The organism is Streptococcus sp. C150, assembly GCF_000187445.1.
In the GTDB taxonomy this organism is placed as follows: Bacteria; Bacillota; Bacilli; order Lactobacillales; family Streptococcaceae; genus Streptococcus; species Streptococcus raffinosi.
Genome location: NZ_GL698452.1, coordinates 25,663 through 51,530, shown reverse-complemented (window position 1 = coordinate 51,530; position 25,868 = coordinate 25,663). Strand labels below are relative to the sequence as shown.

Genomic DNA, 25,868 nt, shown 5'->3' with positions numbered 1-25,868 from the left:
TTGAATTCATTATAGCACAAATCTACCTGACTATCTAGCTAGCGAAACCATCAGAAAATGCTTCACCAATCGGTAAAGCACTTATCATCACTTTAGTTTTTAAAGCTATGAACAGGAGCTGGGATTTGACCACCACGCGCTATAAAATCAGCCGAAGAAGCTTTATTTACCTTCATTACTGGCGCATAGCCAAGGAGACCACCAAGTTCAAGCATATCACCTTCCTTACCATAAGGAATGATGCGAACAGCTGTTGTTTTCTGGTTAATGACACCAATAGCCGCTTCATCAGCAATCATAGCTGCAATTGTTGTATCTGGCGTATCAGCTGGAATAGCAATCATATCCAAACCAACAGAACAGATAGCCGTCATGGCTTCCAATTTTTCAAGGTTGATATGACCAGACTTAACAGCTGCAATCATCCCCTCGTCTTCAGAAACCGGGATAAAAGCACCTGACAAACCTCCGACTTGGTTACATGCCATGATACCACCCTTTTTAACTTGGTCATTAAGAAGGGCAAGAGCTGCAGTAGTACCATGCGTACCAACAACTTCAAGACCCATTGCTTCAAGTACACGAGCCACTGAATCACCAACTGCTGGAGTTGGTGCAAGAGACAAGTCTACAATACCAAATTCAACGCCTAGTCGTTCGCTAGCCATCTGACCAACCAACTGACCAACACGTGTGATTTTAAAAGCCGTCTTCTTAACTGTTTCTGCTAGAACATCGAAGCTTTCACCTGGAACCTTCTCAACAGCACGCTGCACCACACCAGGGCCTGAAACCCCAACATTGATTACAACGTCAGCCTCACCAACACCATGGAAGGCACCTGCCATAAAGGGATTATCTTCAACCGCATTGGCAAAGACCACCAATTTACCTGGGCCCATTGGATCTGCTTCAGAAGCTTCTTTGATGATACGTCCCATGTCACGTACTGCTGTCATGTTAATACCAGTCTTTGTTGAACCAATATTTACAGATGAGCAGACAAAATCAGTCTCAGCAAGCGCACGTGGGATAGAATTAATAAGAATCTCATCACCTTTTTGGTAGCCCTTTTGAACAAGGGCAGAAAAACCACCAATAAAGTTAACACCGATTTCTTTAGCCGCACGATCAAGTGCTCTGGCAAATGGTACATAGTCTGTCGCATCTGTCGCTGCACCAATGATTGAGATTGGCGTAACTGAGACACGTTTGTTAACAATTGGAATACCAAGTTCAGCCGCAATTTCGTCACCAACTGCTACCAAATTCTTAGCTTTAGAAACAATCTTGTTGTATACCTTTTCCGCAGCCTTATCAATATCTGAATCAATACAATCAAGGAGTGAGATTCCCATGGTAATGGTACGAACATCAAAGTTCTGTTCCTCAATCATGGCAATGGTTTCTGTAACCTGTTTAATATCCATTTTTTAGCTACTCCTATCTTACAAGTTGTACATAGCATCAAAAATCGCTGAACTTTGGATGTTGATTTTAACGTTCAATGATTCACCAAAGGCTTCCAATTCACCACGTAGGTGAGTAAAATCCTGCTTATCTTCTGATGATACCACTGCCATCATCGTAAAGAACTCATCAAGGACTGTTTGGGAAATGTCGTCAATGTTCAAGCCAAGCTCTGCAACCTTAGTCGCAACTCCTGCAACAATACCCGCTTTATCCTTACCTACAACTGTAATAATCGCTTTCATGACAAGCCTCCATCATTTTATTTTGTATAATTTTAGCATATTTTACGTAAAAAGGCTATTTTTTATAGAAAATATACCTTTTTAAGCGAAAAAGACGAATATTTTCACCCGTTTTAGCTAGTATCGTTTATGAATTAGATTCATACCAATATCTAAAAACGTGTGGATAACTAAATTTACAGCGTCAGTCTTTTTTATGATTTCTCATCTTAAAAATTCAATGATGCACACTGTCCACTGACTTATCCACAATTGTGGATAACTCTGTGGGTAACTTGTCGATAAATAAAAAATACCACCCCAATTGAACGGCATCCCAAAAGTTAGACAGAAAAAATCTAACTTTTGAGATCAATACAATTCAGGTGATATTATCAATTTATTTCCACTTTAAATTAACATGAGCATTCATTTCTTTATAGGCAGTATCCACACGTTCTTTGGTTTCTTCGTCTAGTTGATTTCTATATTTTCCACCTTTGATGAAATCCTCTAAGATGTAGGTTTGGTAGGTATACAAAGGATAACCTTCCGGTGAAACTGTTCCCTTAGGTGTACGGTTAACCCAGGTTGGGTGCGCTTGAGCTGTCTTAATCGTGGTTTGACCATTTTTCTTTTCAAGAGTCAGGTCCATCAAAACACCTCTCTCCGTCCATTTCGCGCTATCCACACCGTCCATTGTCTCTATACGCTGGTTAGAAATGAAATTCCCCATCGAGTAAATGATAAGCTTTTGCTGTCCATCTTTTTTTACCACCTCAGACGGCTCAACCACATGAGGATGTCCTCCAAAGATAACATCAGCCCCCCAATCAATCATCTTATGATAAAGGGTAATCTGCTCTTTTGTCGGTTCCAAACGATACTCAACGCCCATCTGCGGCATGATAACAGTGATATCAGCTTCTTTTTCAGCACGTTCAATCTCAGCCTTCATACGTTTTTCATCTAGATTCGACAAATAATCCGCAACCTCTTTCTTAGTCAGATTTGAATCCAGACCGTTGTAACCATAAGAATAGGAGAGTATCGCAATCTTGATACCATTAACATTCTTGATGAGTAGGGGTGCCTTGTCACGCACAGGTTTTTCATAAACACCGATAGGGTCAATGCCTACTTTTTTAAAGGCATTAGCTGTTGTAAAAGCCCCCTCTAAACCAGAATCCAAAATATGGTTGTGGGCCAAATCCATGACATTATAGCCAGCATCCTTGATTGCCGTAGTCACTGCTTGAGGAGCATTAAATAAGGGATAACCCGACAGAGGATAATCAGGATTAATGGTCCCTTCGAAATCACCCAAAACCAAATCAGCCTGCTTTAACCACGGTTTCACATAAGTAAAATTTTCCGTAAAATCATAGCTACCATCTTCCTGAAGGGCACTCATATAAAGACCGTCGTGATAAAGCAAGTCACCATTTGCCATGATACGTGCCGTCTTTACTTGATTCGAACCATTTTTCCGCTGTTCATTATTCCCATTAACAATTAAAATTTCAAGAAAAAGCAAACCTAAGACGAGGGCAATCAACCCCATCAAAATCTTATTAGTCATTGCAATGTCACGCTTTTTAGCACGGCTCTGTTCCATAATAATCTCCTTTTTCACACTTCTAGTGTACCAAAAAAAGTTATCCATAAATCGTAAATAAGATTAATAAACGATTACATCTCACCTCTATAATGATTGACAAGCATAGAAGCTGTTTCGAAACAAGATAAAAACCCTACTTCATCAGAAGTAGAGTTCTATTAATCATTATCGTGTTGGTGTATATTCCAAATCTTTGCCATGCTTAGCAACAAAATCTGTCATTTCAGAATCTGGAATTTGACGCAAGTAGAGATTAGCACGAATCGTTTCATCCTCCTCACGACAAGTAGAAAGAACGAGGTATTTATCTGAAGCACTAACCTTCAAATCCTTGTTTTTAACACTAGCATGATCATAAATGATATCCAACTGTTGTTTAAAGTCTTTATCATTTTCAAAAGATGTACGATAGAACGCTGTATCCTCAGGTACGATGACCATCGCAAGGGCTTCGTAATAATACTTACGTTGAGGTGTTTCTATAACAACATATTTGTGTTTGTCAAAGAATGACTGATCACTGTAGTAGTTAACATCATTGAACATACGGCTATCAGCAACCTTACTTCCTCGAGCATGACCAAAGAGCCAAGTCAAGCGGTCACTGAAGTCTTTCTTATTATCTGTGTCCATGAAGACTGTTCCTAAATAAGGAACATTGCCCCCATCAAACGTTTTGTTCAAATAAGTTGAGTTATCTGTTGTTTGAACAACTGGCTCATCTAATTTCGTCCCTGGTGCATAAACATAGGCGATAGTATCAGGGTTAGTTGCAGTAAGGCCATCAAACTTGTTCTTTAGATAAGATTTTTCCTCATCTGAAACCTTATAAGTGCTTGCTTTTTTGGTAGTCAAAGCACTCTTAATACCATTAGAAGATGACGCTGTTGGCGACATGTACTGGAAGCCAAGGAAAATTGCCAAAGCAGCAATCACTAAGGCTGAAATCCCAGCAATCAGTTTTTTGCGAGATCCAGTAGATTTACGATTATGACTACTCATGAAATATGAAATCCTTTTCTTTATCTATAGAAAAATATCACCGAAGCCTAAGCCCCAGTGATATTCTTTTCAGCAATAACGGTTAATTATTTAACTGCTGCTGTGTTTGGAAGAGCTTTAGCGTCAGCTTTAGCTGCTGCTGGAGCTTTTTGTTCTGCAGCTTTAACAGCTTTAGCTTCGTCTTTAGCATCTTTGTTAGCGTTAGCTTTATCAGTAACTACGAATTCATCTTTGATGATGTTTCCGTTAGCGTCACGTTTTGGTTCGATGTGTTCACCAGCATCTTCAAATTTTTGTTTAGTTGAATCTGCATCAACGTTGTTAAGACCATCTTTAGCAGCTTGAGTAAGTCCACCTTCGTTGTTTGTGAAGAAGTCGCTACCAGTTGCTGCTGTAGTGTTATCAAGGTTTCCTGTGTGAACGTTACCGTCGTTAGCGAATACCGCAGCTGATGATGCGAATACTGCAAGAACTGCAGCTGATGTAAGCAATACTTTTTTCATAATTGTTTCTCCTCTAATGGATTATTATATTTTATATCAGGACCTCCCTGACATTTATAGATTATAACACTATTTAGGGATATGTCAACAATTTTTTAAAAACTTTTTTAAATTTTTAATATACACTACAATTCCTACGAACAAAGGAGTCGACAGGCATGTTATTACCCAAAAACAATTAACAGTTTTTAATCTTAGTGTTATTTTGAACTATTTATTATGCGCTACCTTAAGTTAAAATACACACCTTTCTTCATATATAAAGATAAAACCAGTAAAATATACATTCCTTATCATAAAAAACAATGGCTAGAAGAGTCCTGTAAAATGACCAACTCTAAGTTACTGGAGGTGTAGAACAATATCAACTCTCAAATAACCTCACCTACTTATTTTCTGATGTTTTTGGATGATAAATACATAATATGCAGAACTTTAGTTTGTTCCATTAGATAAAAATTAGGATTTATGAGAGTTGTTTTGTTTAGGAATTCGTTTACATCAGTTAGAATTATGGAAAAATAAGCTGCTATCTTATTTTTGATAGAGTTTAAACTAAAATTTTTTTAAGAAAATGATTTTGACAATTTTTTCGTATACACTATGAGTAAAACTCAAAATAAGGATTGTTTTACTTCTCTTATTTCAGATGAAATAGTTCTTCCACTTGTTTATTAAAGACTTGTGCTATTTTTAAAGCCATTTCCAACGAAGGGTTGTAGCGGTTATTTTCCAAGTGAACAATCGTTTCTCTCCGTATCCCTACTTGATCTGCTAAATCTTGTTGAGTCATACCATAAGCTTCCCTTACTTCTTTCAAGTTAGTCTCTATTTTACTTTCTTTCGCCATATTTCATCCCCTTTTTTCAATGATAAAGTAAGTAATGGCAAATAATAAGAGTAAAAAAGCCACCAAAATATAAAGAAATCCAGCATTCAAAATGAAAACTCCACCGACGGCTATCAAGGTTGCAATTAGAAGTAATATGAAGATTGCTATTGTAAACAAAATGGAAGAGGACTTTGCAATATTTCTATAAAATCGTTCATCGGGTTCTTCATTAATTCTCTTGAATAAGAAGTAAAACATTAATAACAATTGAACACTTAATCCAATTCCTAACATTATATTCTTAATCAAAGAATCAGGAGTTAGAAGCCAAACTCCAATAGTATAGATCGAGGACGAGAGAAGTACAAGCACTGTATATAATTTTGCAGTAATCCCAAACATGTTTTTCTCTTTCTTTTGATAGGTTGATTTTGAGAGGACCGATAGCATCGTACAAGCTAAATACGTAGGAAGCCAAGACATCGTCATAATAGCTCCTTTTGCTAGAATCGGTAGGTGATTCCCCAGTAATAAAACTAAACATACAACAATAAGCACGCTAAAGATATAAAGGATTATCTTTAAATTCTTCGATATTTTCATCTTTGTCAGCTCCTTTTAAAATGTTATAAATATATCACATCTCATATGTTATAAATATATCACATTGTTGTAGAATTTTCAAGATGAATGCAAAATTCAAGTAAGATTTAGAATATTTTTTAGAAATCCATACAAAAAAGCCCCATAGGGCAAACCTGTGAGTGCTTTGAAACGTTGATATAATTGTATTGATTAACGTTTTGAGTGAAGTGGTTGCCATCCAATCAAACGTCGCTTTGCTTGTTTTCTTGGGGCAACTGTGCATAGCATATCTCTATGCGACTAAAGTCGCTAAAGCTATCCTAATTGCGCACCACCAGTTCTCATACAAAAAAACACCTTGCAAGCTGCAAAGTGTTTTCGTTTGTACTCTGCTGTCCAGTAACGAATTAACGTTTTGAGAACTGGCTAGCTTTACGAGCTTTCTTAAGACCTGGTTTGACAAGGCTTTATTTTAAGCAATTTTAAAACAGCTTTACATCAAATTCTAGCAGACTTGTACTGCTTTTTTTATTTGATAAATTGTAAGAATAAGTGCAACATTTACTCAAACTCATCCTCTAGAGCTTCACAAGCAGTTCTGTAAGCTAAACATTTTCGCGGTCTGTGATTGATATCATATAAGGCTTTGGTCAAAGCCTCCTCAGAGATAGCGGCTAAATCTGTTTTCTTTGGGAAATATTCTCTTAGTAAGCCATTTGCGTTTTCATTGCTTCCTCTCTGCCAGGATGAATAGGCGTCCGCAAAGAAAAAGGGAATTCCTAAGTTCTCTACCAGAGGATAGCAGGCAAACTCTTTTCCCCTGTCTGAAGTGAAGGTTTTAAGAGCCTCTTTTGGAAATAGCTTACAAAGTTGTTTGATGGCTGAAAACATGGATTTGGCTGTTCTGTCTGGTATCTTGAAAGCTAAGTAAAAGCGCGTTTTTCGCTCCAGAAAGGTCGCTAAACAGCCCTTGCTTTTGGCTCTGGAAGACACCACAGTATCAAGCTCCCAGTGGCCAAAAGTCTCACGATTCCTGACCTCTTTAGGACGTTTGGCAATTGATGTGCCAATCCTAAATGTCCCTCGTGTTTCTTTGGGTTGTCGAGTCTTTCCTTTACGACGAAGGACGCTTAAATCCAGATCAATCAAACCAGCGTAGAGCCAGTTATAGATGGTTTTAAAAGCTACCATTGGCTTTTGTTCAAGCTGATAGCGGCCACAAATCTGTTCAGGCGACCAGGAGGATTTTAAACCGTCCTCAATTTCCTTTTTCAACTCTGGTGTCAAACAAGACTTCCGACCTTTTTGTTTAGACCTGTGGTCGTACTGTTCCTGTGCTAAGGCTGCGGAATAACCATTTTGGCATCTTCTTAATTCTCTTGAAATGGTAGACTTATGGACGCCAAGTTTACTTGCAATTTGGCAAGGTTTCAAATCTAATTCTAAGTAGGTTTCTATCTTTATTCGGTCGGTTATGGTAAGATGGGAGTAGCTCATAGTTTTTCCTCGGGTTCTGTTTGTGTGGTTACTTACAGTTTACACCAATGAAAGGCTATGAGTTTTTTTGTTGCACTATATTTTACAATCTATCATTTTAAAAAAATTGAATAAGTTTGTTTGAAATAGGGAAATTTCAAGTAAACAACTTAGCTGTTATTACTACCGAATAGAGTTTCCCACTGAGTTATTGATAATGGGAGTATGGGTTTATTTTTCTTGTAAAAATCTAATAGGTCATCATTATTTATTCGAATCACATTATCAATCTGATCTATATTAATTACTTGCGGTACATATAGGTAAACTATATATCCCTCTTCAACATATTGTTTAAAATCTAAAGCATCAAGTACTTTCGCTTTCTTGCCCTTCACCTGGACCACAGCTTTCCTAAAGTTACCAACCTCTCTAGAAATCATTTCACACTCGATCTTAATTGTAGTAGATTTATTTGCTATTGAATTAGATAGAACATAGTAGTTCTCTTTTATTTGCAAATAAGATATCACAAGTTCCTCTAAGTCAAAATCTGGTAGATTATCCAAAAGATTATCCTCATATGGAATAACCTTATAATATTTACTGTTCGATAATTGATTAAAAATTGTTTTCGAATACTCAATTATTATTCTATCACGAATTCTTTCAACAGTACCACCTCGAGGTCTATTAAAAGACGATTTAATTTGTCCAGGTACTTGCATTCCAAAATTATAAGCTTCTACTGGTAAGACTGCTCCAATATCCAACCGTTTATCACATAATACTTCAACAGGCGAAATGACTCTACAAATCCAATAATTACCATTCAGATCTCGCGTCCAGAATAAGTCGTCTACTTCAGCATCCCTAAAAACGTTAATTGCTGGATTAGCTCTTCCAGACAACTCTTTAACCCTATGATAATACTCTTGAAAACTCTCACGATAGAGATCTTCACTCTGACTACTCCACCCAATAGCAACATACTGTTTTTTACTATTTAAACAGAAATCTACCAATCCCTGCCTGAAGTCAGTCCCAGTCTTCAAATGTAATCTTACTACATAATCCATGAATTTTGCCTCACCTAAGGATATAATGTTTATTTTTTTAATTTCCTAAATTATCAAACACCATACCAAGTTTTTCTGAGTTACATGACATGAAAAATCTAGCTTAATTTGACAATTTAGGTATACCTCCCCGTTAACACAAGAAAACTACTGGTCTAGTTGAAATGCATTTGCTTATTTGTCTAAAGAATTAAGAAAGCCAGGTAAGAAAATATCAAATGTCTCATGATTTAACTTTACAAATTTATTCTGACCTACTTTTCTTGTTGTAGTAAGGCCAGCTTCTCGCAAAGTTTTAAAATGATACGAAGCAGCTGATTTACTAATAATGAGCAAATCGCCAATTTCTCCACAACTTAGTTCAGTATTCGCTCTGTACAGTAATCTAATAATTTTTAGACGAACATTATCTGCTAATGCTTTAAAAATTTTAACTCTTAAATCATCTTCGCTAAGGTTATATTGTTTCATAGTCATAAAGTAATTTTACTATTGAAATAAACACTTGTCAATTTTTTGTACGGCCGTCGTTGACTTTTCTGCATTATAGTGATAATATAAAGTTTAATAGTTCAATAATTGTTTAACTATTAAATTTAAAAAGGAGGTGTTTTATGAAACAGAACTGGATAGCAATTATTACGTAAAGTATCTATTTATAACTTATAACAAAAATATTCTTAGAAAGTGATGTTAATATACAATGAAAAAATACTCTCTTTTGTTCTTCTTAACAATGTTCATTATAGGAACTGATACATTTTTAATTTCTCCACTGCTTCCAACTTTAGCAAACCTATATAATATAAATTCTTCAGTTTCTGGTTGGATGGTCAGCGCATATGCAATAGGTTATGCTGTATTTGCCCTTATCTCAGGCCCAATTTCAGATGGTCGTGATAGAAAAAAAGTAATGACTTATGGGCTGATTGCTTTTACCATTTCAACTTTTCTATGTGGTTTTGCAACAAGTTTTCCTTTAATGCTCCTTTTTCGCTTATTTGCAGGTATCAGTGCTTCATTTATAACTCCACAAGTTTGGGCTTCAATTCCTATTGTTGTTGATAAAAAGTATATTGTGCAGGTTATGGGATATGCGACCGCTGGTTTATCCGTTTCTCAAATGGCTGGGGTACCTATTGGTGGCTATCTGGCAAACTTTTCTTGGCAAACTCCCTTTTATACGATTGCGTTTGCTTCCTTAATACTTCTCATTTTAATCCATATTTTTCTACCAAAACTTGAAATTGGAAAAGCAAATAGAATTTCTTTTACAGAGGCTTATAAAAATATCCTAACTAATAAAAAATCAGTTAGTTATCTAATTGCTTATTTTGTTTTTCAAACAGGTTCTTTTACAGCCATTACCTTCATATCTACATGGTTTACCAATGACTTTAATATGAGTTTAACTAACATTAGTACTGCAATTATAGCTATTGGTGCAGGTAACTTATTGGGTTCTTTATTTGGAAGTCAATTGGTTAAAAAATTTGGTTTACAAAGAACTTTTAAAACTGAATTACTTACATTAATTATCCTCTACCTTATTCTACCTTTTGCTAATAATTTTTGGGTAGCCGAAATTTTATTAATAATTATCTATATAAATAATGGATTTATTTTTCCTTTGTTTATGGCGACTTTGCAAGGTACTGTTGAAAATGCACGAAGTACGATTTCTTCATTATCAAATGCAGTAATGTATTTAGGTGAAACAATTGCAGGTATAGTGGGAGGAGTTCTCTTTGTGAAATTTACAGGATTCTCAGGAATTTCTGTTTTCGCAGCTATTATGATTGCCTTATCATGGTTATTGTATGCACAAGCAGGGGCGTTTAAGAAAGATAAATCTTAAGCTCAATATTTTAATTCTAAAAACAATATAAAATAAAGAGGTTGGAACAAAAGTCTGACCTCAAATATAAAAAGCGAACAAAACTAGTTTTCTGGCTTTAATAACAGTCTCTATCCTTTAGGTGAAAATACCGATTTTATGGTATAATAAGGATAACTCTATACAAGGAGGTGTGCCATGACTCTTGATGTGAATAAAGAAGAATTAACAATTTTAGGGATTCCCTTTGATAACTTTTCAGATTTTGATACTGTCTGGTATGCTATTGGGTCATCAATGATTGAAAATTATGAACCTACTGTTCAAGATGTGATTGATTTAAAAACTTATGTTATCAACAAACGAAAGGAATTGAATATTGGTTAAAAATCAATACGAAGGCTATGAGTACATTGACCCCAATCACCAATATACCTATCCAAATTCTACAGTCTTAATCAACAAACAAAATATTACAAAAATTGAAGAAGCCTACCGGAATGAGCATTTATTCGTTACTAAAAGGCTTGCAGACTTGCGCTTGAAAACCATTGAAGTCTACTCCATTAGTGATATTTTAGCCATTCATAAATATTTATTTCAAGATGTCTATGCTTGGGCGGGGCAATTTCGCAAGGTGAATATCTCAAAAAATGGGAATCCTTTTATGTCAATACAATCTTTCAGTACTGCCCAAGACTATATCAACCATCTTATTCATACCTATTATCAAACTGCTAATTCAAAAGATGAGATTATTAAACAATTAGCAAAAATTCTTGATAATCTTAATTATTTCCATCCCTTTCGAGAAGGGAATGGACGAACTCAACGAGAAGTTATTCGTTCCTTAGCACTATCAAAAGGTTATTCTGCACAAGTACGCGTGGAACAAGATGATGAAGTTTACAATCTTTATATGGATGGGACAGTCTATGGGGACTTAGGAAAGTTAGAAGAACTACTTGGCAAAATACTGGAAAAATTGTAAATTAATCTACAAAAACACTTGTATATTTTTTAAATATCCTAAATATCACAGAAAATTATAACTTACTCAAAACTTAAAGACAAAAAGCTTCTGAAATCTAACGTTTCAGAAGCTTTCTTCTTATCATAAAACGACTGCAACTATTAATCGATACCACATTATCTATATTTATTAAAATAATTAATGTTTAAGTAGTGGTCCGCTAAGATGAAATTCAAAATTTGTAACATCAACTAAACCAACAACTTTGTCACTTTGATATAATTCCATCAAAAATTGTGCCATCTCTTCACTTGTGTGATATTTAGCAAAATGCTCATCATAATTGTATTCTTTCGAATCTGTAGCAACTTGACCGAATTCCGTTTTTGTGGCAGCTGGAGCTAAAACCTTAGCTTTTAATTGATGTTGATTTGCCTCTAGTTCCAATGCCAAGCCTTCTGTAAAAGCACTGACATAAAATTTACTTGCACAGTATGTAACTGCATTTGGAACCATCATGTATCCGCCTCTAGATGATAAGTTAATCAATTGAGCGCCTTTACAATCTTTATAATCTCTCACATATAGAGTTGATAGAATTGTTAAAGCTTCAATGTTTAGATGGATTAATGTTATTATCTTTTCTAAATCTTGAGATTCAACCTTATCATAATTTCCAAAACCAGCATTATTTATTAGAGTAGTAATGTGATATTTTTTCAAGCTTTCATAAAGATCAAAAACATTACTGGACTTCGATAAATCAACAACTTTAATAACAATATCTAAATCCGGATAATGGTTCAAAATATCTTGCTTCAATTTTTCTAGTCGTTCTTGACGCCGAGCAATTAAAATAAGATTCGTTCCTAATTTTGCAAATTGTCTTGCTGTCTCCGCTCCTATACCAGCACTGGCTCCAGTAATACAAGTATAATTCTTCGTTTGTTCCATACTATTTTCTCCTTTACAGATTGCTATTTGCATTTTTTATAAGAGTCGCTGCTCCCATTCCGCCACCTACACAGAGAAGCGATTCCATAATTTCCTTTATTTTCAATCAACTCATAAATTAGAGTACTTTATATCAAATTCCTTTGATGCTATGTATTTTACATAGTAAAGTGCACTTTATGTCAAGAGAAAACTGAAAATTTTTCGATTTTTTTAAAATTATGCTAAAATATTAAAAAAAAGGGGGAAATATTATGGCTCACTATTCTATTGGAGAATTTGCTAAAAAAACTGGACTTTCTATTTCCACACTTCGATACTATGAGCAAGAAAAATTGATTTACTCACACAGAGAAGAAAATAATCGTAGATACTATGATGACTCTGATATAGCGTGGACTCAATTCATTATTAGATTAAAAAAGACGGGAATGTCTATTAAAAATATGCAAGAATACGCTGACCTAAGATATAAAGGAGACTCCACAATTCCTCAACGACTTAGACTGCTATTTTTTCAACTTGATGAACTTCATAAGCAACAAACTGAAATTAACCAACATATTGATTTTCTTGAAAAGAAAATTAAAACTTATTTAGGTATTAATCCTAATTAGCACCATTATTATTTTCTTTATCTAAAAAAGGGATTGAAAATAAAATTTCAATCCCTTTTTATTATGCTATTTACTCTTATTTTCCTAAAAATTAATACAAATCAGCAAAAATAGAATTATTCATACTTATTTTTTTCATTATTCCTATTGAACTAACTGATTTACTCTGTGCTTGGAAAAAACAACAAAAATTGGAATTGGCAAAATTCAATATTATCCAATCTGATGAACAGTATATTTTTACTTATATTGATACAAAAGGGAATGTTAATAGTCCCTTACACGCTGATTATCTTAATAATAAGATGAAGTCAGTCGAACGCCGTCATAAGGAACTAACACACGCTACACCTCATAAATTACGTCATACGGGTGCAACTCTTGCCAAACAATTTGGCACATCACTAGAGGACATTTCAGAAGCTCTAACGCATAGCGATACTCTCACAACTAAGACCTATGTCAACACTTCAAATGTCATACCAATGGCTGTTGGTGAAATTGCCTACCGTAACCTTAAAAAGTAATGGTGTGAATTTGGTGTGAAAAGTGGTGTGAATTTTGCTAAAAAAACATCAAAAAACACCCCATGGTGTGAACCATGAAGTGTTGATAAATGCTGTATTGTAGCCGTTTCTTAACGTTTAGAGAACTGGCTAGCTTTACGAGCTTTCTTAAGACCTGGTTTCTTACGTTCAACCATACGTGCATCACGAGTAAGAAGTCCAGCGCGTTTCAATGAATCGCGGAAGTCTGGGTCTACTTGAAGAAGTGCACGAGCGATACCGTGACGGATCGCACCTGATTGACCAGCGTATCCACCACCTACAACGTTAACGTGTACGTCGTATGAACCTTCAGTTGAAGTAACTGCGAAAGGTTGGTTGATAACGAGACGAAGGTCTGCGTGTGGGATGTATTCTTCTACATCTTTTTTGTTAACAGTGATTTTACCAGTACCTGGAACCAAACGTACGCGTGCAACAGCGTTTTTACGGCGTCCTGTACCTGCATATTGTGCTTGTGCCATTATATTAGTGCTCCTTTCCTCTTAGAATTAGATAAGTCCTGAGATATCAAGTACTTCTGGTTGTTGTGCAGCGTGAGTGTGCTCAGCTCCAACGAAGACTTTCAATTTCATACCTTGTGCGCGTCCAAGAGTGTTGTGTGGAAGCATACCTTTAACTGATTTTTCAATCAAACGAACAGCGTTTTTAGAACGAAGTTCACCTGCTGAGATTTGTTTCAATCCACCTGGATACATTGAGTGAGTGTAGTAGATCTTATCAGTTGCTTTTTTACCAGTCAATTTAACTTTTTCAGCATTGATAACAATTACGAAATCACCTGTATCAGTGTGTGGTGTGAAAGTTGGTTTGTTTTTTCCGCGAAGTACGCTAGCAACTACTGCAGAAAGACGTCCAAGTGGCACATCAGTTGCGTCAACGACATACCATTTACGTTCAACTTGGCCTGGTTTAGCCATAAATGTTGTTTTGTTCATGATTTCTCCTATATATAGTTCGATTTTTGTTTACGAGTGATGGGTGTTCCTTCCCATCGAAAAGTATTTGGAAGGTTCCGGGGCCTTTCAAATGGGGTAAACAATACCGTTTAACATAATATCAAAAAAACACGTCCAAGGCAAGTCATTTGGAGGTGTTTTTCTTTTATTTTTTTAGCCTCTGTTTTATAAGGTAGGTAATAGAATTAGCCCTCAACACCCCCTCCTCTAAGGGATGCAAACTAGTCCTCAGATTCCCAAAAAAGCTGGTCCAGAGTTTTGTCTAATGTTTTACAGATAGCAATGCACAGATTTATAGTCGGGTTGTAGTCTCCCTTTTCAATAGCAGAGATGGTCTGACGAGAGACCCCTATAGCATCTGCTAAGCCTTGTTGAGTGAGGTCTTTTGCCACACGCGCTGACTTTAATTTTAAATTTTTCATTTAAAAAACCTACTCTTCGTCTTCTAGCTCTTCCAAACGGTTTTTCTTGATTCTTTTAATAATAACCCAGCAGTCACAAATAAGGATCAAACCCAATGTCAAAAATGCTACACTACTCATAAGATTCTTCCCTATCTTAAATGACTGAAATAGACTTAAGAGGCCCATTAGCAATATAAAAATTCCCAAAAAACACATTACCCAGGAAATTATAAGCATCTTCTTCTCAAGTTTTTTGTCTAGTAACCATGGATGCCCATTACGTGATACGCTGTGGACTAAAACCACGCACATAGAACCAAAGAAAGTGATGATTAATAGTGACTGCACTAATTCGACGGAGTGTGTCTTACTAGCAACCATAATCGTTACAAACATACCAAGCATGGCCACCCAATAACCTCCAGCAGCAGATTCTCCACTGATTAACCGAGCACGTTCATCCATCGTGCTAACTACTTTTTTCTTTGACTTCTTCATTTTGTTTCCTCCATTTTCTAGATTTATTATAGCACTATTTTACATTATGTCAAATATATCATTCATTTTGTATAGACTATCTTTTTATATTCTATTAATCTATCATTTTAGAAAACAAAAAATCAGATAGGAAATCCTATCTGACACTTTTTCTATCTAGCTTCTTTACCAATCGTGAAGACGGCCAAGGTATCTGGTCCGACGTGGGTAGAAATAACTGGCCCAAGTGGCATAATAAGAACTTGCTCAATACCATCAACTGCTAACAAATCTTCTTTGAGCTTTTCTGCCGCTTCGATGTCGTTAGCATAAGCAACAATTGCTGTGCTATGACCAATATCTTGAGTAGCATGCAGAAACATTTCCTTAATAGCTTTTTTACGTCCTCGAATCTTGGCCAAAGGAACCAACTTGCCTGAGGCATCTAACCAAAGGAGAGGCTTGATATTAATCAAACTACCAATAATGGCTGAACTCTTAGAAAGACGCCCCCCACGCATCAAATGGTAGAGATCATCAACCAAGAAGTAAGTGCGTAATCGTGGCAAAATAGCTTCAATCATGGCTTTGGTTTCAGATAAACTCTTACCTTGATCACGAGCTTCTGCCGCCAAGATAGAGAGATAACCTTCCCCACCTGCTGCCGCTAGAGTATCTACAATCTCAATGACAGCTTCTGGGTATTCATCCAAAATCATGTCACGTGCCATAACAGCGCTTTGATAAGTACCTGAAAGCACTGATGAAAAGGCAATATAAAGAAGGGCATCACCATTTTTGGCGTGACGACGAAAAACCTCTTCAAATTGACCAACATTCACTTGGCTAGTAGTCGGCTGACTGCCTTCCTGCATACGTTCCAAGAGACGGCCACTCGTTAAACGGTTAGGTCCTACGGTCTCATAGGTAGTATCATCCAGAGTAATGGTCAAACCAACGAGTTCTACCTCATTTTCCTGAGCCCATTTTTCATCTAAATCTGCTGTTGAATCTGTCAAAATTTTGAATGTCATATGTCCCTCTATTCTATTTCATTTAAAAGATCCTGTAATTGACCTAATTGTGTATCATCCCATGGACCTAACTTGGGTGTTTTTAAGTCAATATGTGCCGACATCTTGTCTAAGTCCGATTTAACGGTATTGACACGTTCTTCCAACTCTCGTGCTGAAACACGTAAAGCCCCCTGAGAAAATATAGCCCACTGTTCATTTAGGTCACTGGTTGCTACCTCAACTAGATGTTGAACGGTATTCATCTCAGCTGCTGCTCGCTCAATGTAGCTATCTGCTGTCTCGTCTTCCTCAGTAAAAATAACACTGATACGATATTGGTCATAGCGCTGACGGGTTCCTGGAACGAACTGAGCATCAAATACACAGATGACATCAATATGTTCAAAGTTGGCATAATGATTAAGTTTACGAAGCAGTGTTTCACGAGCTTCATCAAGCTGATTAGTCTTAAAGAGTTGACGGGTTTCTTGCCAAAAGGCAATCATGTTATAACCATCAACCAAAAGTATTCTTTTTTTCATCGTTACAATCGGTTTCGATAAACTTCATACATGAGTACTGCAGCTGCCACGCTAGCATTAAGACTCTGTACATGGCCACTCATAGGGATAGTAATCATTTCATCTACTTGTTTTTTGATGTTAGCAGAGATACCTTTTCCTTCATTACCGATAATCAGAGCAAGTCTCCCAGCGGTGTTCCATTTATGAGATGGTGTACCATCCATGTCTGTTCCAAATATCCAGAAGCCTGCTTCTTTAAGCTTATCAAGAGTTTGACTAAGATTAGTCACTCGAGCAATGGGAATATGCTCCACTGCTCCTGTTGAGGTTTTGGCAACGACAGGTGTTACCCCCACAGCACGGTGCTTAGGGATAATAACACCTGTTACCTGAGTAGCATCGGCCGTACGCAAGATGGAGCCAAAGTTATGAGGATCGTTGAGTCCATCTAAAATAAGAATGAGAGGATTTTCCTCTTGCTCAACCTTGTCCATAATATCTGAGAGCTCAGAATAAGCAAACTCCGACACACGAAGAACAAAACCTTGATGGACAGCTCCACCTGTCATATCAGACAAGGTTTTCTTAGGTGTCCAAGAAATAGAGACCTTCTTTTCAGCTGCCAAAGCCTTGATAGCATCAACATTCTTCCCTCGAAGATCATCTTGAATATAGAGTTTATTACCAGTATTAGCCTCGAGACTTTCTGTTACAGCGTGCACGCCATAAACAATGTCTAGACTTGATTCTTTAGTTGTTTTCATAAGCCCATTCTATCATAAAAAAGGCCCTCTTACGAGGGCAAAGCATATTAAATAAACGTAATTGCTGCTAGGTAAAGCACGAGAAGAACAAGAACAACGGTTGCAGCAGCCAAAGCTTGCTTACCAATTGTATCTGGATCTGAGATTGATTCTGCAATCTTTCTCGCAGCTTGAGTAATGGTTTTACCTGCTGCTTGGAAGATATCAATTGAACCTGTGCTTGTTGAACTATTTCCAGAAATCGCTGAAGACCAACCACTCAAAACCTCAGCAATTTGATCTGCTAATTGCTGTGTCAAGGCTCTAGTTGTCTCAGCCAACTCATTAACTGCTGTAGCCTGAATGTGATTAGCTGCTTCAGTATAGTTGTTTACACTAGTATTATAGGTTACCGGTATAGTCATTGTTGTCGTGGTCGATGGGTACTGGGTCCTTTGATAACCACCAGGAGTCACCGGCAGATCTCCATCATTGAAGACGCTAAATGTTTGTGTCAGATAATGGATATTATTATCTGTATCGATCAACTCAAAGGTCATCTTATGGATACCAGTCGTTTGCTCTGCCAAGTGGTAGGCACTCAAACCAGCATTTACTTCATCCAAAGTTCCTTCAACAAAGTAGCTATGGTGAATTTGTTTCCCATCAAGAACAAGATTAAGACCCTTAATCTTCTTACCGTCCATCTTGTTAACATCGAAGTTGACGTTAAAGATTTCACCACGTGCCAAATAGAGAATATCTGTATTTCCTGTAACAGCTGGGTGATCTTCAAGAAGAGAACCGGTACTATCACGTTTAGGAACTACAGTGTAAACTTCGGAGGTGATTGGAGTCGCTAGAATTTCTGAGATAAGCCCATCCGTAAAGGTTACTTCTGACGAATAAGTCAAACTCTCGCTCTGCAACATTGAAACCACTACAGAAGTTTCAAAAACTTCAGAAGTTGATGTTGAATCTTTCCATCCAACTGTGAGGACAGTCAGACTCTCCTCTGTATTTTTATTTGACTGACTTGCTTCTGCGTTCGTTGACGCAAGAGAGCTGGCAGTGCTTGCAGCTTCTGAAGCAAGTTCGGAAGTTGCAACGGCTTGGCTAAAATTAGTAGCACTTACAGATGTCGTATGAGAATTTAGGGAAGAAAATTCCGATTTTTCAACAGCATGTGTATTCCCAGCAAGTTCAGATGTATAAAGTGTGCTTTCACTTTTATACATGGATGTCACCGCTTGAGATTCAGCTGTCGCTGTAGCCTCACGAGACTTATCATAAGTAAGCACAATGTTTGGCTTGGCTTGCTCAGAATCAGATGCCGGCTTTGCATCACCTCGCTCAGATGTCGCTGTTGAACTACCTACACTAAAAGCTTGTACTTGAGCCCCTTCTGAATGAGGTGTAGCCTTAGAAACTCTTGTCTCTACGATATCAACTTGAGAGTGCACTTCAAGAAGTCCCTCATCCGTTTCACTCGAAGAAACGACCATTAGTGATGTTGATGTCACTACTGAAGTTACTTGACTCGCTGGCTCTGCCTTTGCTTCCACTGCTGAAAAATCAACTTGGGGAGCAAGAGGAGCTGGAGCTGGAGCCTCACTATTAACATAATCTATATCAGCTTTGTCAGGACTTGCCTGAACTTCATCTGCTTTACCTGTTTGTAGCGTAAAACTAGATAAAATCAAAGCAGCAAACGTCGTATATAAAACTTTTTTCTTAGCTATTTCCATTCACCTCCTCATTTTTTATATGGCTTTATTTATTAATATTATAGACTTTTTTTTTACTTTCTGTCAAATTAGTTTTATTAAAAAACGTTATAATATCAGGGTTTTACACGTGTCAGACCCTCCTTAATTTTCTCATTTTTGACCTTCTAAATATCAGTTTTATCTTATTTTTTATTGGCAAACCGCTTAATTTCTTTGATTCTCAAACCATTTTGATTTTGAGGATTTTATTATTTGTTACGACTAATAGGAGCTGTAAGATAAGCAAAAAATCCTGCAATGGCAGAATTTTTTAGGTTTCTCTTTCGACTTGATCAATACACCAAGTAATTAATTCTTCTAAGCGAGTCAGGTCTTCAGTCATATGAAGATAGCCCATGACGGCTTCAAAGCCTGTTGACATTTTATAAGTAATAACATCCGTATTTTTAGCCTTGGTGTGACTATGGGCATTACGACCTCGTTTGTAGATGTCCAGTTCTTTTTCAGTCAAGACTTCTTGGTCTAGCATTTTCTCAATGAGACTAGCCTGAGCTTTGGCCGAAACATAGCGTGTAGCTAGACGGTGCAGTTGATTTGGCTTGGTCTGACCTTGAAAAATCAGGTGACGACGAATGTACAAGGAATAAACAGCATCTCCCTCAAAGGCAAGTGCAATACCATTGATAAGGTTGACATCAAGGTGTTTAGTCACGTGTCCACCTCACACCATCCTTGGTATCAAGAAGTTTGATACCTTGAGCAGCCAACTCATCGCGAATACGGTCCGCTGTCGCAAAATCCTTGTTAGCACGCGCCGCTTGACGTTCTTCAATGAGTTTTTCGATATCTTCATCAAGGACTTCCTCTTTGAAAACAATTCCAAAGACTTGAAGTACTTTTTCAAAAGCATCTTTAACCGTTTGATCATAATGGCCTGAATTAATCCATTTGGCCATGTCAAACAGGACAGTTACACCGTTTGCTGTGTTAAAGTCATCATCCATAGCTTCCTGGAAAGCGTCCAGATAAGTTTGTAACTCAGCTTGGTCCACCTGACCTGTTAATGGAAGACTGTGGGTGTTTTTTAAATACTTAAGATTGACTTCAGCATCATGAATAGCTTTTTCGGTGAAGTTAATTGGCTTACGGTACTGTTGTGTCGCTAAGAAGAAGCGAAGCACTTGACCATCAACTGTCTTAAGCATGTCATGAACCGTTACAAAGTTACCCAAAGATTTTGACATTTTCTCATTGTCCACATTGACAAAACCGTTGTGCATCCAGTAATTAGCAAAGGTCTTGCCAGTCTTGGCTTCTGATTGGGCAATTTCATTGGTATGGTGTGGAAATTCCAGGTCTGCACCACCACCGTGGATATCAATAGTATCCCCAAGAATTTCAGTCGCCATCACTGAACATTCGATGTGCCAACCAGGGCGACCAGGTCCCCAAGGGCTATCCCAAGAAATTTCGCCTTCTTTGGCTGCTTTCCAAAGGGCGAAATCCAAAGGATTTTCCTTACGAGCGGTTTCGGCATCCGTACGACCACTAGCACCAATTTCAAGATCTTCCAAGGTCTTATTAGCTAACTTAGCATAATTTTTTGACTTAGCTACTCGGAAGTAAACATCACCTTCAGAGACATAAGCAAACCCTTTGTCAACCAAGGTTGACACAAATGCAATGATTTCATCCATATAGTTAATAACACGAGGATTCTGTGTCGCTGGTTTGACGCCAAGCTGTGCAGTATCTTCCATAAAGGCTGCGATAAACTTGTCTGATAATTCTTTGGTCGAAATACCAGCTTCATTGGCTGCCTTAATAATCTTATCATCTACATCTGTAAAGTTAGAAATGTAGTTAACAGTGTAACCACGATACTCAAAATAACGACGAATGGTATCAAAAGCTACTGTTGAACGGGCATTTCCGATATGAATATAATTGTAAACAGTTGGTCCGCAAACATACATATTGACAACATTCTCTGTCAAAGGTACGAAATCACGGAGCGAACGTGCCATAGTATCATAAATTTTAATCACTAGAGATTCCTTTCAATTAATTGGAAGCTATTTTTTATCCTTGATATGGTTTAGGTATAAACATAAAACTACAACAAGGACGATAATCAATAAAGCCGAAACCAACTTATCTTGAGCCAAGAGAGAGACGACTGATACAAAACTTCCCACCATATAGAAGACCAAAAAAGGATTATTTTTGAAAAAATGGTTCATGATTCAGCTCTCACTTATGACGTTGTTTGTAAACAAGACCTGCCCATAAAAGTGAAATACAGAACCATAAAGCTGCCATGCTATAATCAGCTCGGTGTAAAGCTATGTAAACAAGAGCGAGCGGACCTACAACGGTCAGTCGAGTCACCTTTGAACTAAAGAGTTTCATCTTTTTCTTTCCTTATAGACGTGATGAGTGAAAGCTAGCTGCTTTTAGAAGGTCTTCTAGCTTTTCGCTATAATATTCACGGCCTTCCTCAATGTCATGAATCACTTCTTCATCCTTTTGGCCATGAACACGTACAACCTTAGCAGGAACACCAACAACTGTAACATCTTCTGGGACATCTGCAACTACCACAGCTGCTGCACCGACCTTGGCATTTTTTCCAATCTCAATAGGACCTATAACTTGAGCATGAGCTGAAACCAAGGCCCCTTCACGAACGGTTGGGTGACGTTTTCCGACATCTTTACCAGTACCACCTAAAGTGACACCATGGTAGAGCATAGCTCCCTTTTCCACAACGGCTGTTTCACCAATGACAAGACCAGAACCATGGTCAATGAAAACACCTTCGGCAATCTGAGCCCCAGGGTGAATCTCAATCTGAGTCCAAAATCGCCAAAATTGACTATGCATACGAGCTAAAAGTCGGCAATGGTGGCGCCAGAGAAAATGTGAGATACGATGAGCTGCCAAAGCCTTTAGACCAGGATAGGTTAAAAGAACCTCCAAACTTGTCCGAGCCGCTGGGTCATTTTTCTTTACAATATCAATACTTTCTTTCCACCACCCCATATAGGTCACTCCTTATATCATTATTGTTTACTGTGGCCTTATTATCTTTTTAGAGGTTTGATAATACTAGGACTACTTACTATCATCCTCAAAATAAGACCAGTCCACTAACTCAGGCTGCTCATCAAAAGGATTGATGACAATACCTTGAACCTTATCCAACTCGTTTTCACCTGTTGAAGGCTTATAAATTTCTGACAACGGCCACTGTAGAATAGTTCCCTTGGCCTTACGGAAAGGAAGTCCAAAAGTCTCGTTTCCGTACCATTTGGCAAAGCTCGTCAAGTTCGTAAATACAGGCACATAGCTCTGTCCCTCTGCATTAGACATGGTTGCAAAGAAGCGGTCTTCTTGCCCATCCGTCTCACGCTTATGAACAAAGGCCGGAACAAGATAAATCTTATCTTTAGGGGCTGCCTTTTGATTTTCCTCACTCAAAAGATTATTAAGAGTCTGAGTAAAGTAGTTGATAAATTGAATCAATTCACTGCTTGCAAAAAGAGTGGTGTTCGAAAAATCACCATCGGATTTAAGATTGAAAGCAAGGCCAAAAAGTCCTGCCTCAACGAGCTGCGATAGAATATCTAAACTTGAACGTTTTACCCATGCTTGTTCTCGAGCACTCTCTTGAGTATCTTTAAAGGCTTGCAAATCCTGCTCGCTTGTAAAGACAGGAACAACCTTCTTCCCTTCTACTTCAACCGCATAGAGGTCTTGGGCCGCCAATACTGGAGTACGTTGCAGGTGATTAACCAAAGCCAGACTAGTCAAAAAATGGTCTGGTTCTGTTAAAAATTCTCTCAAGGTTTCATCAAAGACTTGCAATTCTTGATTTTCTGTCATTCTTCTGTTTGTTCTTTCGTTTCTGATTGATCAAATTTTTTCGGTGCTTCCCCACTTTCCTTATGGTGGCGTGGTTTATGATGAGAACGACGGCGATGACGAGACTCTCCTCCATTTTCTCCGTCCTCAATTTTTTCAGGTTTTGGAAGCAGGGTCTTGATTGAAGCATCAACACGGCCTTTTTCATCGATTTTGATGATTTTAACAGTTACCATATCCCCAACCTTAACCACATCTTCGACATGCTCTGTACGTTTCCAAGCTAATTCTGAAATGTGGACTAAAGCATCGGTTTTATTGAATAGGTGAACAAAGGCACCAAACTTTTCAATACGCACAACTGGTACTGTGTAAACCTCACCAACCTTAGCTTCACGCACAAGGTCGGAGATGATTGTTTTGGCACGGTCAATAGCATCCTGATCACTAGAGAAAATCTGAACAAGTCCTTCTTCATCAATATCAATTGTGACACCTGTCTCAGCGATAATCTTATCAATGGTCTCACCACCCTTACCGATGACAATCTTAATCTTGTCAACAGGAATCTGAATACTGTCAATCTTAGGAGCCGTTGGTGCCAATCCTGGACGTGGCTCAGCAATCGTTGACTCAATAACATCAAGAATTTCAAAACGAGCCACCTTGGCTTGAGCTAAAGCTTCCTCAAGAATAGCAGGTGTAATCCCTGAAATCTTAATATCCATCTGAAGAGCTGTAATCCCTTGACGTGTACCAGCTACCTTAAAGTCCATATCACCAAAATGATCTTCCAAACCTTGAATGTCGGTTAGAACAGTGTAGTTTGTTCCATCTGAAATAAGACCCATGGCAATCCCTGCAACAGGCGCCTTAATCGGCACCCCACCTGCCATAAGAGCCAAAGTGCCTGCACAAATAGAAGCCTGTGAAGAAGAACCATTTGACTCCAAGACTTCGGCTACCAAACGGATAGCATAAGGAAACTCTTCAACGCTTGGGAGAACTTGAGCAAGGGCACGCTCACCCAAGGCTCCATGACCAATTTCACGACGGCCTGGCGCACCATAACGCCCTGTTTCACCTACTGAATACTGAGGAAAATTGTAGTGGTGAAGGAAACGTTTCTTGTATTCCGGGTCCAAACCATCAACAAGTTGTGTATCACTCATAGGAGCCAAAGTCAAAACTGATAAAGCCTGGGTTTGCCCACGTGTAAAGAGACCTGATCCATGAACCTTTGGCAGAAAGTCAATCTCTGCGTCCAAAGGACGAATTTCGTCCACACGACGACCATCGGGACGGACCTTGTCTTCGGTAATGAGACGACGCACTTCAGCGTGTTCCATCTGTTCAAGAATTTCTGCCACATCACGTAAGATAGTATCTTTATCGTCATCTTCTGCAAAGCGTTCTTGATAAGAAGCGAGAACCTCTTCTTTGACAGCCTGGGTTGCTGCTTCACGCGCTAATTTTTCTTCCACCTGAACAGCCTTAGCTAACTGATCATAATAAGCTGTTTCAATTTCAGCCTTCAAATCAGCATCGACTTGGAGCAGTTCAACCTCAGCTTTCTCCTTACCAACAGCCGCAACAATGTAATTTTGGAAATCAACCAACTCTTGAATAGCTTCATGCCCTTTCAAGAGTGCCTGCAACATAATATCCTCTGATAATTCTTGAGCTCCTGATTCCACCATATTAATGGCTTCCTTGGTCCCTGCTACTGTCAAGTCTAAATGAGAAACTTCTTTATCTGCTGCACTTGGGTTGATGATAAAATCTTCCGCTGCATAAGCTACTTGAACTCCAGCAATCGGACCATTAAAAGGAATATCAGAAATAGAAAGTGCTAAAGAACTCCCAAACATAGCTGCCATTGGCGCACTAGCATTTTCATCATAAGAGAGAACAGTGTTAATGACTTGCACTTCGTTACGAAAGCCCTCCGCAAACATGGGACGAATAGGACGATCAATAAGACGAGCAGTCAAAGTGGCATCAGTTGAAGGGCGTCCCTCACGCTTGTTAAAACCACCTGGGAACTTTCCAGCTGCATACATTTTCTCTTCATAGTTAACTTGTAAAGGAAAGAAATCTGCCGTTGCCATCTTTTTAGACATGACAGCTGTTGATAATACGGTTGTATCTCCATAACGCACGACAACAGCACCGTTAGCCTGCTTGGCTACCTGTCCCACTTCCACAACAAGCGGGCGTCCTGCAAAGGTCATCTCAAAAGTTTGTTTAGCCATGTTTGATCCCTCTTTTTATCCATAACCAGCCCTACAAAAACGAACTGGTCAACTTTATGTCATTCATTTGATATAACTTCCATTTTACCATATTATAGTCGAAAATGGCAGAGCTTCGGCATAAGTTGTCTCCCAAGCTTTTCTCGGTTCCAGA

At 38.0% G+C, this 25,868-nt stretch carries 28 protein-coding genes and 1 pseudogene; 5 read left to right on the top strand and 24 right to left on the bottom strand.

The features are described from left to right. Nucleotides 1-92 precede the first annotated feature (92 nt). From HMPREF0848_RS09725 to HMPREF0848_RS09675, 10 genes are all read right to left on the bottom strand, one after another. Nucleotides 93-1,430: a PFL family protein gene (locus HMPREF0848_RS09725; protein ID WP_002888271.1), complete on the bottom strand. Its 1,338-nt coding sequence runs from the start codon at nt 1,428-1,430 to the stop codon at nt 93-95. An 18-nt stretch (nt 1,431-1,448) separates the two neighbouring features. Next, nucleotides 1,449-1,715, bottom strand: a complete 267-nt coding sequence (locus HMPREF0848_RS09720) for an ACT domain-containing protein (protein ID WP_002888272.1) — start codon at nt 1,713-1,715, stop codon at nt 1,449-1,451. A 379-nt stretch (nt 1,716-2,094) separates the two neighbouring features. Continuing rightward, a complete protein-coding gene (locus HMPREF0848_RS09715; protein WP_037609552.1) occupies nt 2,095-3,312 on the bottom strand; it encodes a CapA family protein in 1,218 nt (405 codons plus the stop codon). Nucleotides 3,313-3,480: 168 nt separating this feature from the next. After that, nucleotides 3,481-4,317 (bottom strand): class B sortase, LPKTxAVK-specific, encoded by an 837-nt coding sequence (gene srtB / locus HMPREF0848_RS09710; RefSeq protein WP_008536263.1) that lies wholly within the window; start codon nt 4,315-4,317, stop codon nt 3,481-3,483. 86 nt (nt 4,318-4,403) lie between these two features. Next, a complete protein-coding gene (locus HMPREF0848_RS09705; protein WP_008536262.1) occupies nt 4,404-4,820 on the bottom strand; it encodes an LPKTxAVK-anchored surface protein in 417 nt (138 codons plus the stop codon). A 640-nt stretch (nt 4,821-5,460) separates the two neighbouring features. Further along, on the bottom strand, nt 5,461-5,670 hold the full coding sequence (locus tag HMPREF0848_RS09700; protein WP_008536260.1) for a helix-turn-helix transcriptional regulator: 210 nt from the start codon (nt 5,668-5,670) through the stop codon (nt 5,461-5,463). 3 nt (nt 5,671-5,673) lie between these two features. After that, complete coding sequence (locus tag HMPREF0848_RS09695; RefSeq protein WP_008536258.1) at nt 5,674-6,255, bottom strand: hypothetical protein; 582 nt, start codon at nt 6,253-6,255, stop codon at nt 5,674-5,676. 543 nt (nt 6,256-6,798) lie between these two features. After that, entirely contained in the window at nt 6,799-7,734 is a 936-nt protein-coding gene (locus tag HMPREF0848_RS09685) for an IS30 family transposase (protein ID WP_008536255.1), read from the bottom strand. A gap of 149 nt (nt 7,735-7,883) precedes the next feature. Then, a complete protein-coding gene (locus HMPREF0848_RS10890) occupies nt 7,884-8,792 on the bottom strand; it encodes a hypothetical protein (protein WP_008536254.1) in 909 nt (302 codons plus the stop codon). Nucleotides 8,793-8,966: 174 nt separating this feature from the next. Continuing rightward, nucleotides 8,967-9,269, bottom strand: a complete 303-nt coding sequence (locus HMPREF0848_RS09675) for an ArsR/SmtB family transcription factor (protein WP_008536253.1) — start codon at nt 9,267-9,269, stop codon at nt 8,967-8,969. 226 nt (nt 9,270-9,495) lie between these two features. Here HMPREF0848_RS09675 and HMPREF0848_RS09670 point away from each other — a divergent pair, with 226 nt between their 5' ends. The 3 genes from HMPREF0848_RS09670 (at nt 9,496) to HMPREF0848_RS09660 (ending at nt 11,620) form a co-directional block, all read left to right on the top strand. Further along, nucleotides 9,496-10,650, top strand: coding sequence for an MFS transporter (locus tag HMPREF0848_RS09670; protein WP_008536252.1), 1,155 nt, complete (start codon nt 9,496-9,498; stop codon nt 10,648-10,650). A 177-nt stretch (nt 10,651-10,827) separates the two neighbouring features. Beyond that, nucleotides 10,828-11,016 carry a hypothetical protein gene (locus tag HMPREF0848_RS09665; protein WP_000171299.1) on the top strand — a complete coding sequence of 63 codons (189 nt, stop codon included), beginning with the start codon at nt 10,828-10,830 and terminating at the stop codon, nt 11,014-11,016. Further along, complete coding sequence (locus tag HMPREF0848_RS09660) at nt 11,009-11,620, top strand: Fic/DOC family protein (protein WP_008536251.1); 612 nt, start codon at nt 11,009-11,011, stop codon at nt 11,618-11,620. Before HMPREF0848_RS09665 ends, HMPREF0848_RS09660 begins: the two co-directional genes overlap by 8 nt. Nucleotides 11,621-11,800: 180 nt before the next feature. On the opposite strand, the gene HMPREF0848_RS09655 is transcribed toward HMPREF0848_RS09660, so the two are convergent. Beyond that, a complete protein-coding gene (locus HMPREF0848_RS09655; protein WP_008536250.1) occupies nt 11,801-12,556 on the bottom strand; it encodes an SDR family NAD(P)-dependent oxidoreductase in 756 nt (251 codons plus the stop codon). 254 nt (nt 12,557-12,810) lie between these two features. Here HMPREF0848_RS09655 and HMPREF0848_RS09650 point away from each other — a divergent pair, with 254 nt between their 5' ends. Together HMPREF0848_RS09650 and HMPREF0848_RS09645 are read left to right on the top strand one after the other, a co-directional pair. Continuing rightward, nucleotides 12,811-13,173, top strand: coding sequence for a MerR family transcriptional regulator (locus HMPREF0848_RS09650; protein ID WP_002888280.1), 363 nt, complete (start codon nt 12,811-12,813; stop codon nt 13,171-13,173). Nucleotides 13,174-13,307: 134 nt separating this feature from the next. After that, a pseudogene (locus HMPREF0848_RS09645) lies at nt 13,308-13,700 on the top strand (tyrosine-type recombinase/integrase); the annotation flags it as partial. Between the two features lie 110 nt (nt 13,701-13,810). Here HMPREF0848_RS09645 and rpsI read toward each other — a convergent pair. The 13 genes from rpsI to pnp form a co-directional block, all read right to left on the bottom strand. Next, the gene (gene rpsI, locus HMPREF0848_RS09640) at nt 13,811-14,203 is read right to left on the bottom strand and encodes a 30S ribosomal protein S9 (RefSeq protein WP_002888293.1); all 393 of its coding nucleotides are present in this window, start codon (nt 14,201-14,203) and stop codon (nt 13,811-13,813) included. 27 nt (nt 14,204-14,230) lie between these two features. Further along, on the bottom strand, nt 14,231-14,677 hold the full coding sequence (rplM, locus tag HMPREF0848_RS09635) for a 50S ribosomal protein L13 (RefSeq protein WP_008536246.1): 447 nt from the start codon (nt 14,675-14,677) through the stop codon (nt 14,231-14,233). 242 nt (nt 14,678-14,919) lie between these two features. After that, nucleotides 14,920-15,120, bottom strand: a complete 201-nt coding sequence (locus HMPREF0848_RS09630; protein ID WP_008536245.1) for a helix-turn-helix transcriptional regulator — start codon at nt 15,118-15,120, stop codon at nt 14,920-14,922. Nucleotides 15,121-15,129: 9 nt separating this feature from the next. Further along, a complete protein-coding gene (locus tag HMPREF0848_RS09625; protein WP_008536244.1) occupies nt 15,130-15,600 on the bottom strand; it encodes a hypothetical protein in 471 nt (156 codons plus the stop codon). Nucleotides 15,601-15,752: 152 nt separating this feature from the next. After that, the gene (locus HMPREF0848_RS09620; protein ID WP_008536243.1) at nt 15,753-16,613 is read right to left on the bottom strand and encodes a DegV family protein; all 861 of its coding nucleotides are present in this window, start codon (nt 16,611-16,613) and stop codon (nt 15,753-15,755) included. Between the two features lie 8 nt (nt 16,614-16,621). Then, nucleotides 16,622-17,137, bottom strand: coding sequence for an NYN domain-containing protein (locus tag HMPREF0848_RS09615; protein ID WP_008536242.1), 516 nt, complete (start codon nt 17,135-17,137; stop codon nt 16,622-16,624). 2 nt (nt 17,138-17,139) lie between these two features. Continuing rightward, entirely contained in the window at nt 17,140-17,883 is a 744-nt protein-coding gene (gene rlmB / locus HMPREF0848_RS09610; protein ID WP_008536241.1) for a 23S rRNA (guanosine(2251)-2'-O)-methyltransferase RlmB, read from the bottom strand. A gap of 47 nt (nt 17,884-17,930) precedes the next feature. Next, complete coding sequence (locus HMPREF0848_RS09605) at nt 17,931-19,610, bottom strand: hypothetical protein (RefSeq protein ID WP_008536240.1); 1,680 nt, start codon at nt 19,608-19,610, stop codon at nt 17,931-17,933. A 292-nt stretch (nt 19,611-19,902) separates the two neighbouring features. Beyond that, a complete protein-coding gene (locus HMPREF0848_RS09600; protein WP_008536239.1) occupies nt 19,903-20,304 on the bottom strand; it encodes a Mini-ribonuclease 3 in 402 nt (133 codons plus the stop codon). After that, the gene (cysS, locus tag HMPREF0848_RS09595; protein ID WP_008536238.1) at nt 20,297-21,640 is read right to left on the bottom strand and encodes a cysteine--tRNA ligase; all 1,344 of its coding nucleotides are present in this window, start codon (nt 21,638-21,640) and stop codon (nt 20,297-20,299) included. The genes HMPREF0848_RS09600 and cysS overlap by 8 nt, the downstream gene beginning before the upstream one ends. Before the next feature lie 376 nt (nt 21,641-22,016). Beyond that, nucleotides 22,017-22,637, bottom strand: coding sequence for a serine O-acetyltransferase (gene cysE, locus HMPREF0848_RS09590; RefSeq protein ID WP_002886354.1), 621 nt, complete (start codon nt 22,635-22,637; stop codon nt 22,017-22,019). 72 nt (nt 22,638-22,709) lie between these two features. Further along, on the bottom strand, nt 22,710-23,480 hold the full coding sequence (locus HMPREF0848_RS09585) for an SseB family protein (RefSeq protein WP_008536233.1): 771 nt from the start codon (nt 23,478-23,480) through the stop codon (nt 22,710-22,712). After that, nucleotides 23,477-25,714: a polyribonucleotide nucleotidyltransferase gene (gene pnp, locus HMPREF0848_RS09580; RefSeq protein WP_008536231.1), complete on the bottom strand. Its 2,238-nt coding sequence runs from the start codon at nt 25,712-25,714 to the stop codon at nt 23,477-23,479. The genes HMPREF0848_RS09585 and pnp overlap by 4 nt, the downstream gene beginning before the upstream one ends. Nucleotides 25,715-25,868: the final 154 nt, after the last annotated feature.

Excerpts from the sequence above, each read along its gene's own strand:
- HMPREF0848_RS09725 (WP_002888271.1), bottom strand. The coding sequence starts at position 1,430 with ATGGATATTAAACAGGTTACAGAAACCATTGCCATGATTGAGGAACAG.
- HMPREF0848_RS09720 (WP_002888272.1), bottom strand. The coding sequence starts at position 1,715 with ATGAAAGCGATTATTACAGTTGTAGGTAAGGATAAAGCGGGTATTGTT.
- HMPREF0848_RS09715 (WP_037609552.1), bottom strand. The coding sequence starts at position 3,312 with ATGGAACAGAGCCGTGCTAAAAAGCGTGACATTGCAATGACTAATAAG.
- srtB (WP_008536263.1), bottom strand. The coding sequence starts at position 4,317 with ATGAGTAGTCATAATCGTAAATCTACTGGATCTCGCAAAAAACTGATT.
- HMPREF0848_RS09705 (WP_008536262.1), bottom strand. The coding sequence starts at position 4,820 with ATGAAAAAAGTATTGCTTACATCAGCTGCAGTTCTTGCAGTATTCGCA.
- HMPREF0848_RS09700 (WP_008536260.1), bottom strand. The coding sequence starts at position 5,670 with ATGGCGAAAGAAAGTAAAATAGAGACTAACTTGAAAGAAGTAAGGGAA.
- HMPREF0848_RS09695 (WP_008536258.1), bottom strand. The coding sequence starts at position 6,255 with ATGAAAATATCGAAGAATTTAAAGATAATCCTTTATATCTTTAGCGTG.
- HMPREF0848_RS09685 (WP_008536255.1), bottom strand. The coding sequence starts at position 7,734 with ATGAGCTACTCCCATCTTACCATAACCGACCGAATAAAGATAGAAACC.
- HMPREF0848_RS10890 (WP_008536254.1), bottom strand. The coding sequence starts at position 8,792 with ATGGATTATGTAGTAAGATTACATTTGAAGACTGGGACTGACTTCAGG.
- HMPREF0848_RS09675 (WP_008536253.1), bottom strand. The coding sequence starts at position 9,269 with ATGACTATGAAACAATATAACCTTAGCGAAGATGATTTAAGAGTTAAA.
- HMPREF0848_RS09670 (WP_008536252.1), top strand. The coding sequence starts at position 9,496 with ATGAAAAAATACTCTCTTTTGTTCTTCTTAACAATGTTCATTATAGGA.
- HMPREF0848_RS09665 (WP_000171299.1), top strand. The coding sequence starts at position 10,828 with ATGACTCTTGATGTGAATAAAGAAGAATTAACAATTTTAGGGATTCCC.
- HMPREF0848_RS09655 (WP_008536250.1), bottom strand. The coding sequence starts at position 12,556 with ATGGAACAAACGAAGAATTATACTTGTATTACTGGAGCCAGTGCTGGT.
- HMPREF0848_RS09650 (WP_002888280.1), top strand. The coding sequence starts at position 12,811 with ATGGCTCACTATTCTATTGGAGAATTTGCTAAAAAAACTGGACTTTCT.
- rpsI (WP_002888293.1), bottom strand. The coding sequence starts at position 14,203 with ATGGCACAAGCACAATATGCAGGTACAGGACGCCGTAAAAACGCTGTT.
- rplM (WP_008536246.1), bottom strand. The coding sequence starts at position 14,677 with ATGAACAAAACAACATTTATGGCTAAACCAGGCCAAGTTGAACGTAAA.
- HMPREF0848_RS09630 (WP_008536245.1), bottom strand. The coding sequence starts at position 15,120 with ATGAAAAATTTAAAATTAAAGTCAGCGCGTGTGGCAAAAGACCTCACT.
- HMPREF0848_RS09625 (WP_008536244.1), bottom strand. The coding sequence starts at position 15,600 with ATGAAGAAGTCAAAGAAAAAAGTAGTTAGCACGATGGATGAACGTGCT.
- HMPREF0848_RS09620 (WP_008536243.1), bottom strand. The coding sequence starts at position 16,613 with ATGACATTCAAAATTTTGACAGATTCAACAGCAGATTTAGATGAAAAA.
- HMPREF0848_RS09615 (WP_008536242.1), bottom strand. The coding sequence starts at position 17,137 with ATGAAAAAAAGAATACTTTTGGTTGATGGTTATAACATGATTGCCTTT.
- rlmB (WP_008536241.1), bottom strand. The coding sequence starts at position 17,883 with ATGAAAACAACTAAAGAATCAAGTCTAGACATTGTTTATGGCGTGCAC.
- HMPREF0848_RS09605 (WP_008536240.1), bottom strand. The coding sequence starts at position 19,610 with ATGGAAATAGCTAAGAAAAAAGTTTTATATACGACGTTTGCTGCTTTG.
- cysE (WP_002886354.1), bottom strand. The coding sequence starts at position 22,637 with ATGGGGTGGTGGAAAGAAAGTATTGATATTGTAAAGAAAAATGACCCA.
- HMPREF0848_RS09585 (WP_008536233.1), bottom strand. The coding sequence starts at position 23,480 with ATGACAGAAAATCAAGAATTGCAAGTCTTTGATGAAACCTTGAGAGAA.
- pnp (WP_008536231.1), bottom strand. The coding sequence starts at position 25,714 with ATGGCTAAACAAACTTTTGAGATGACCTTTGCAGGACGCCCGCTTGTT.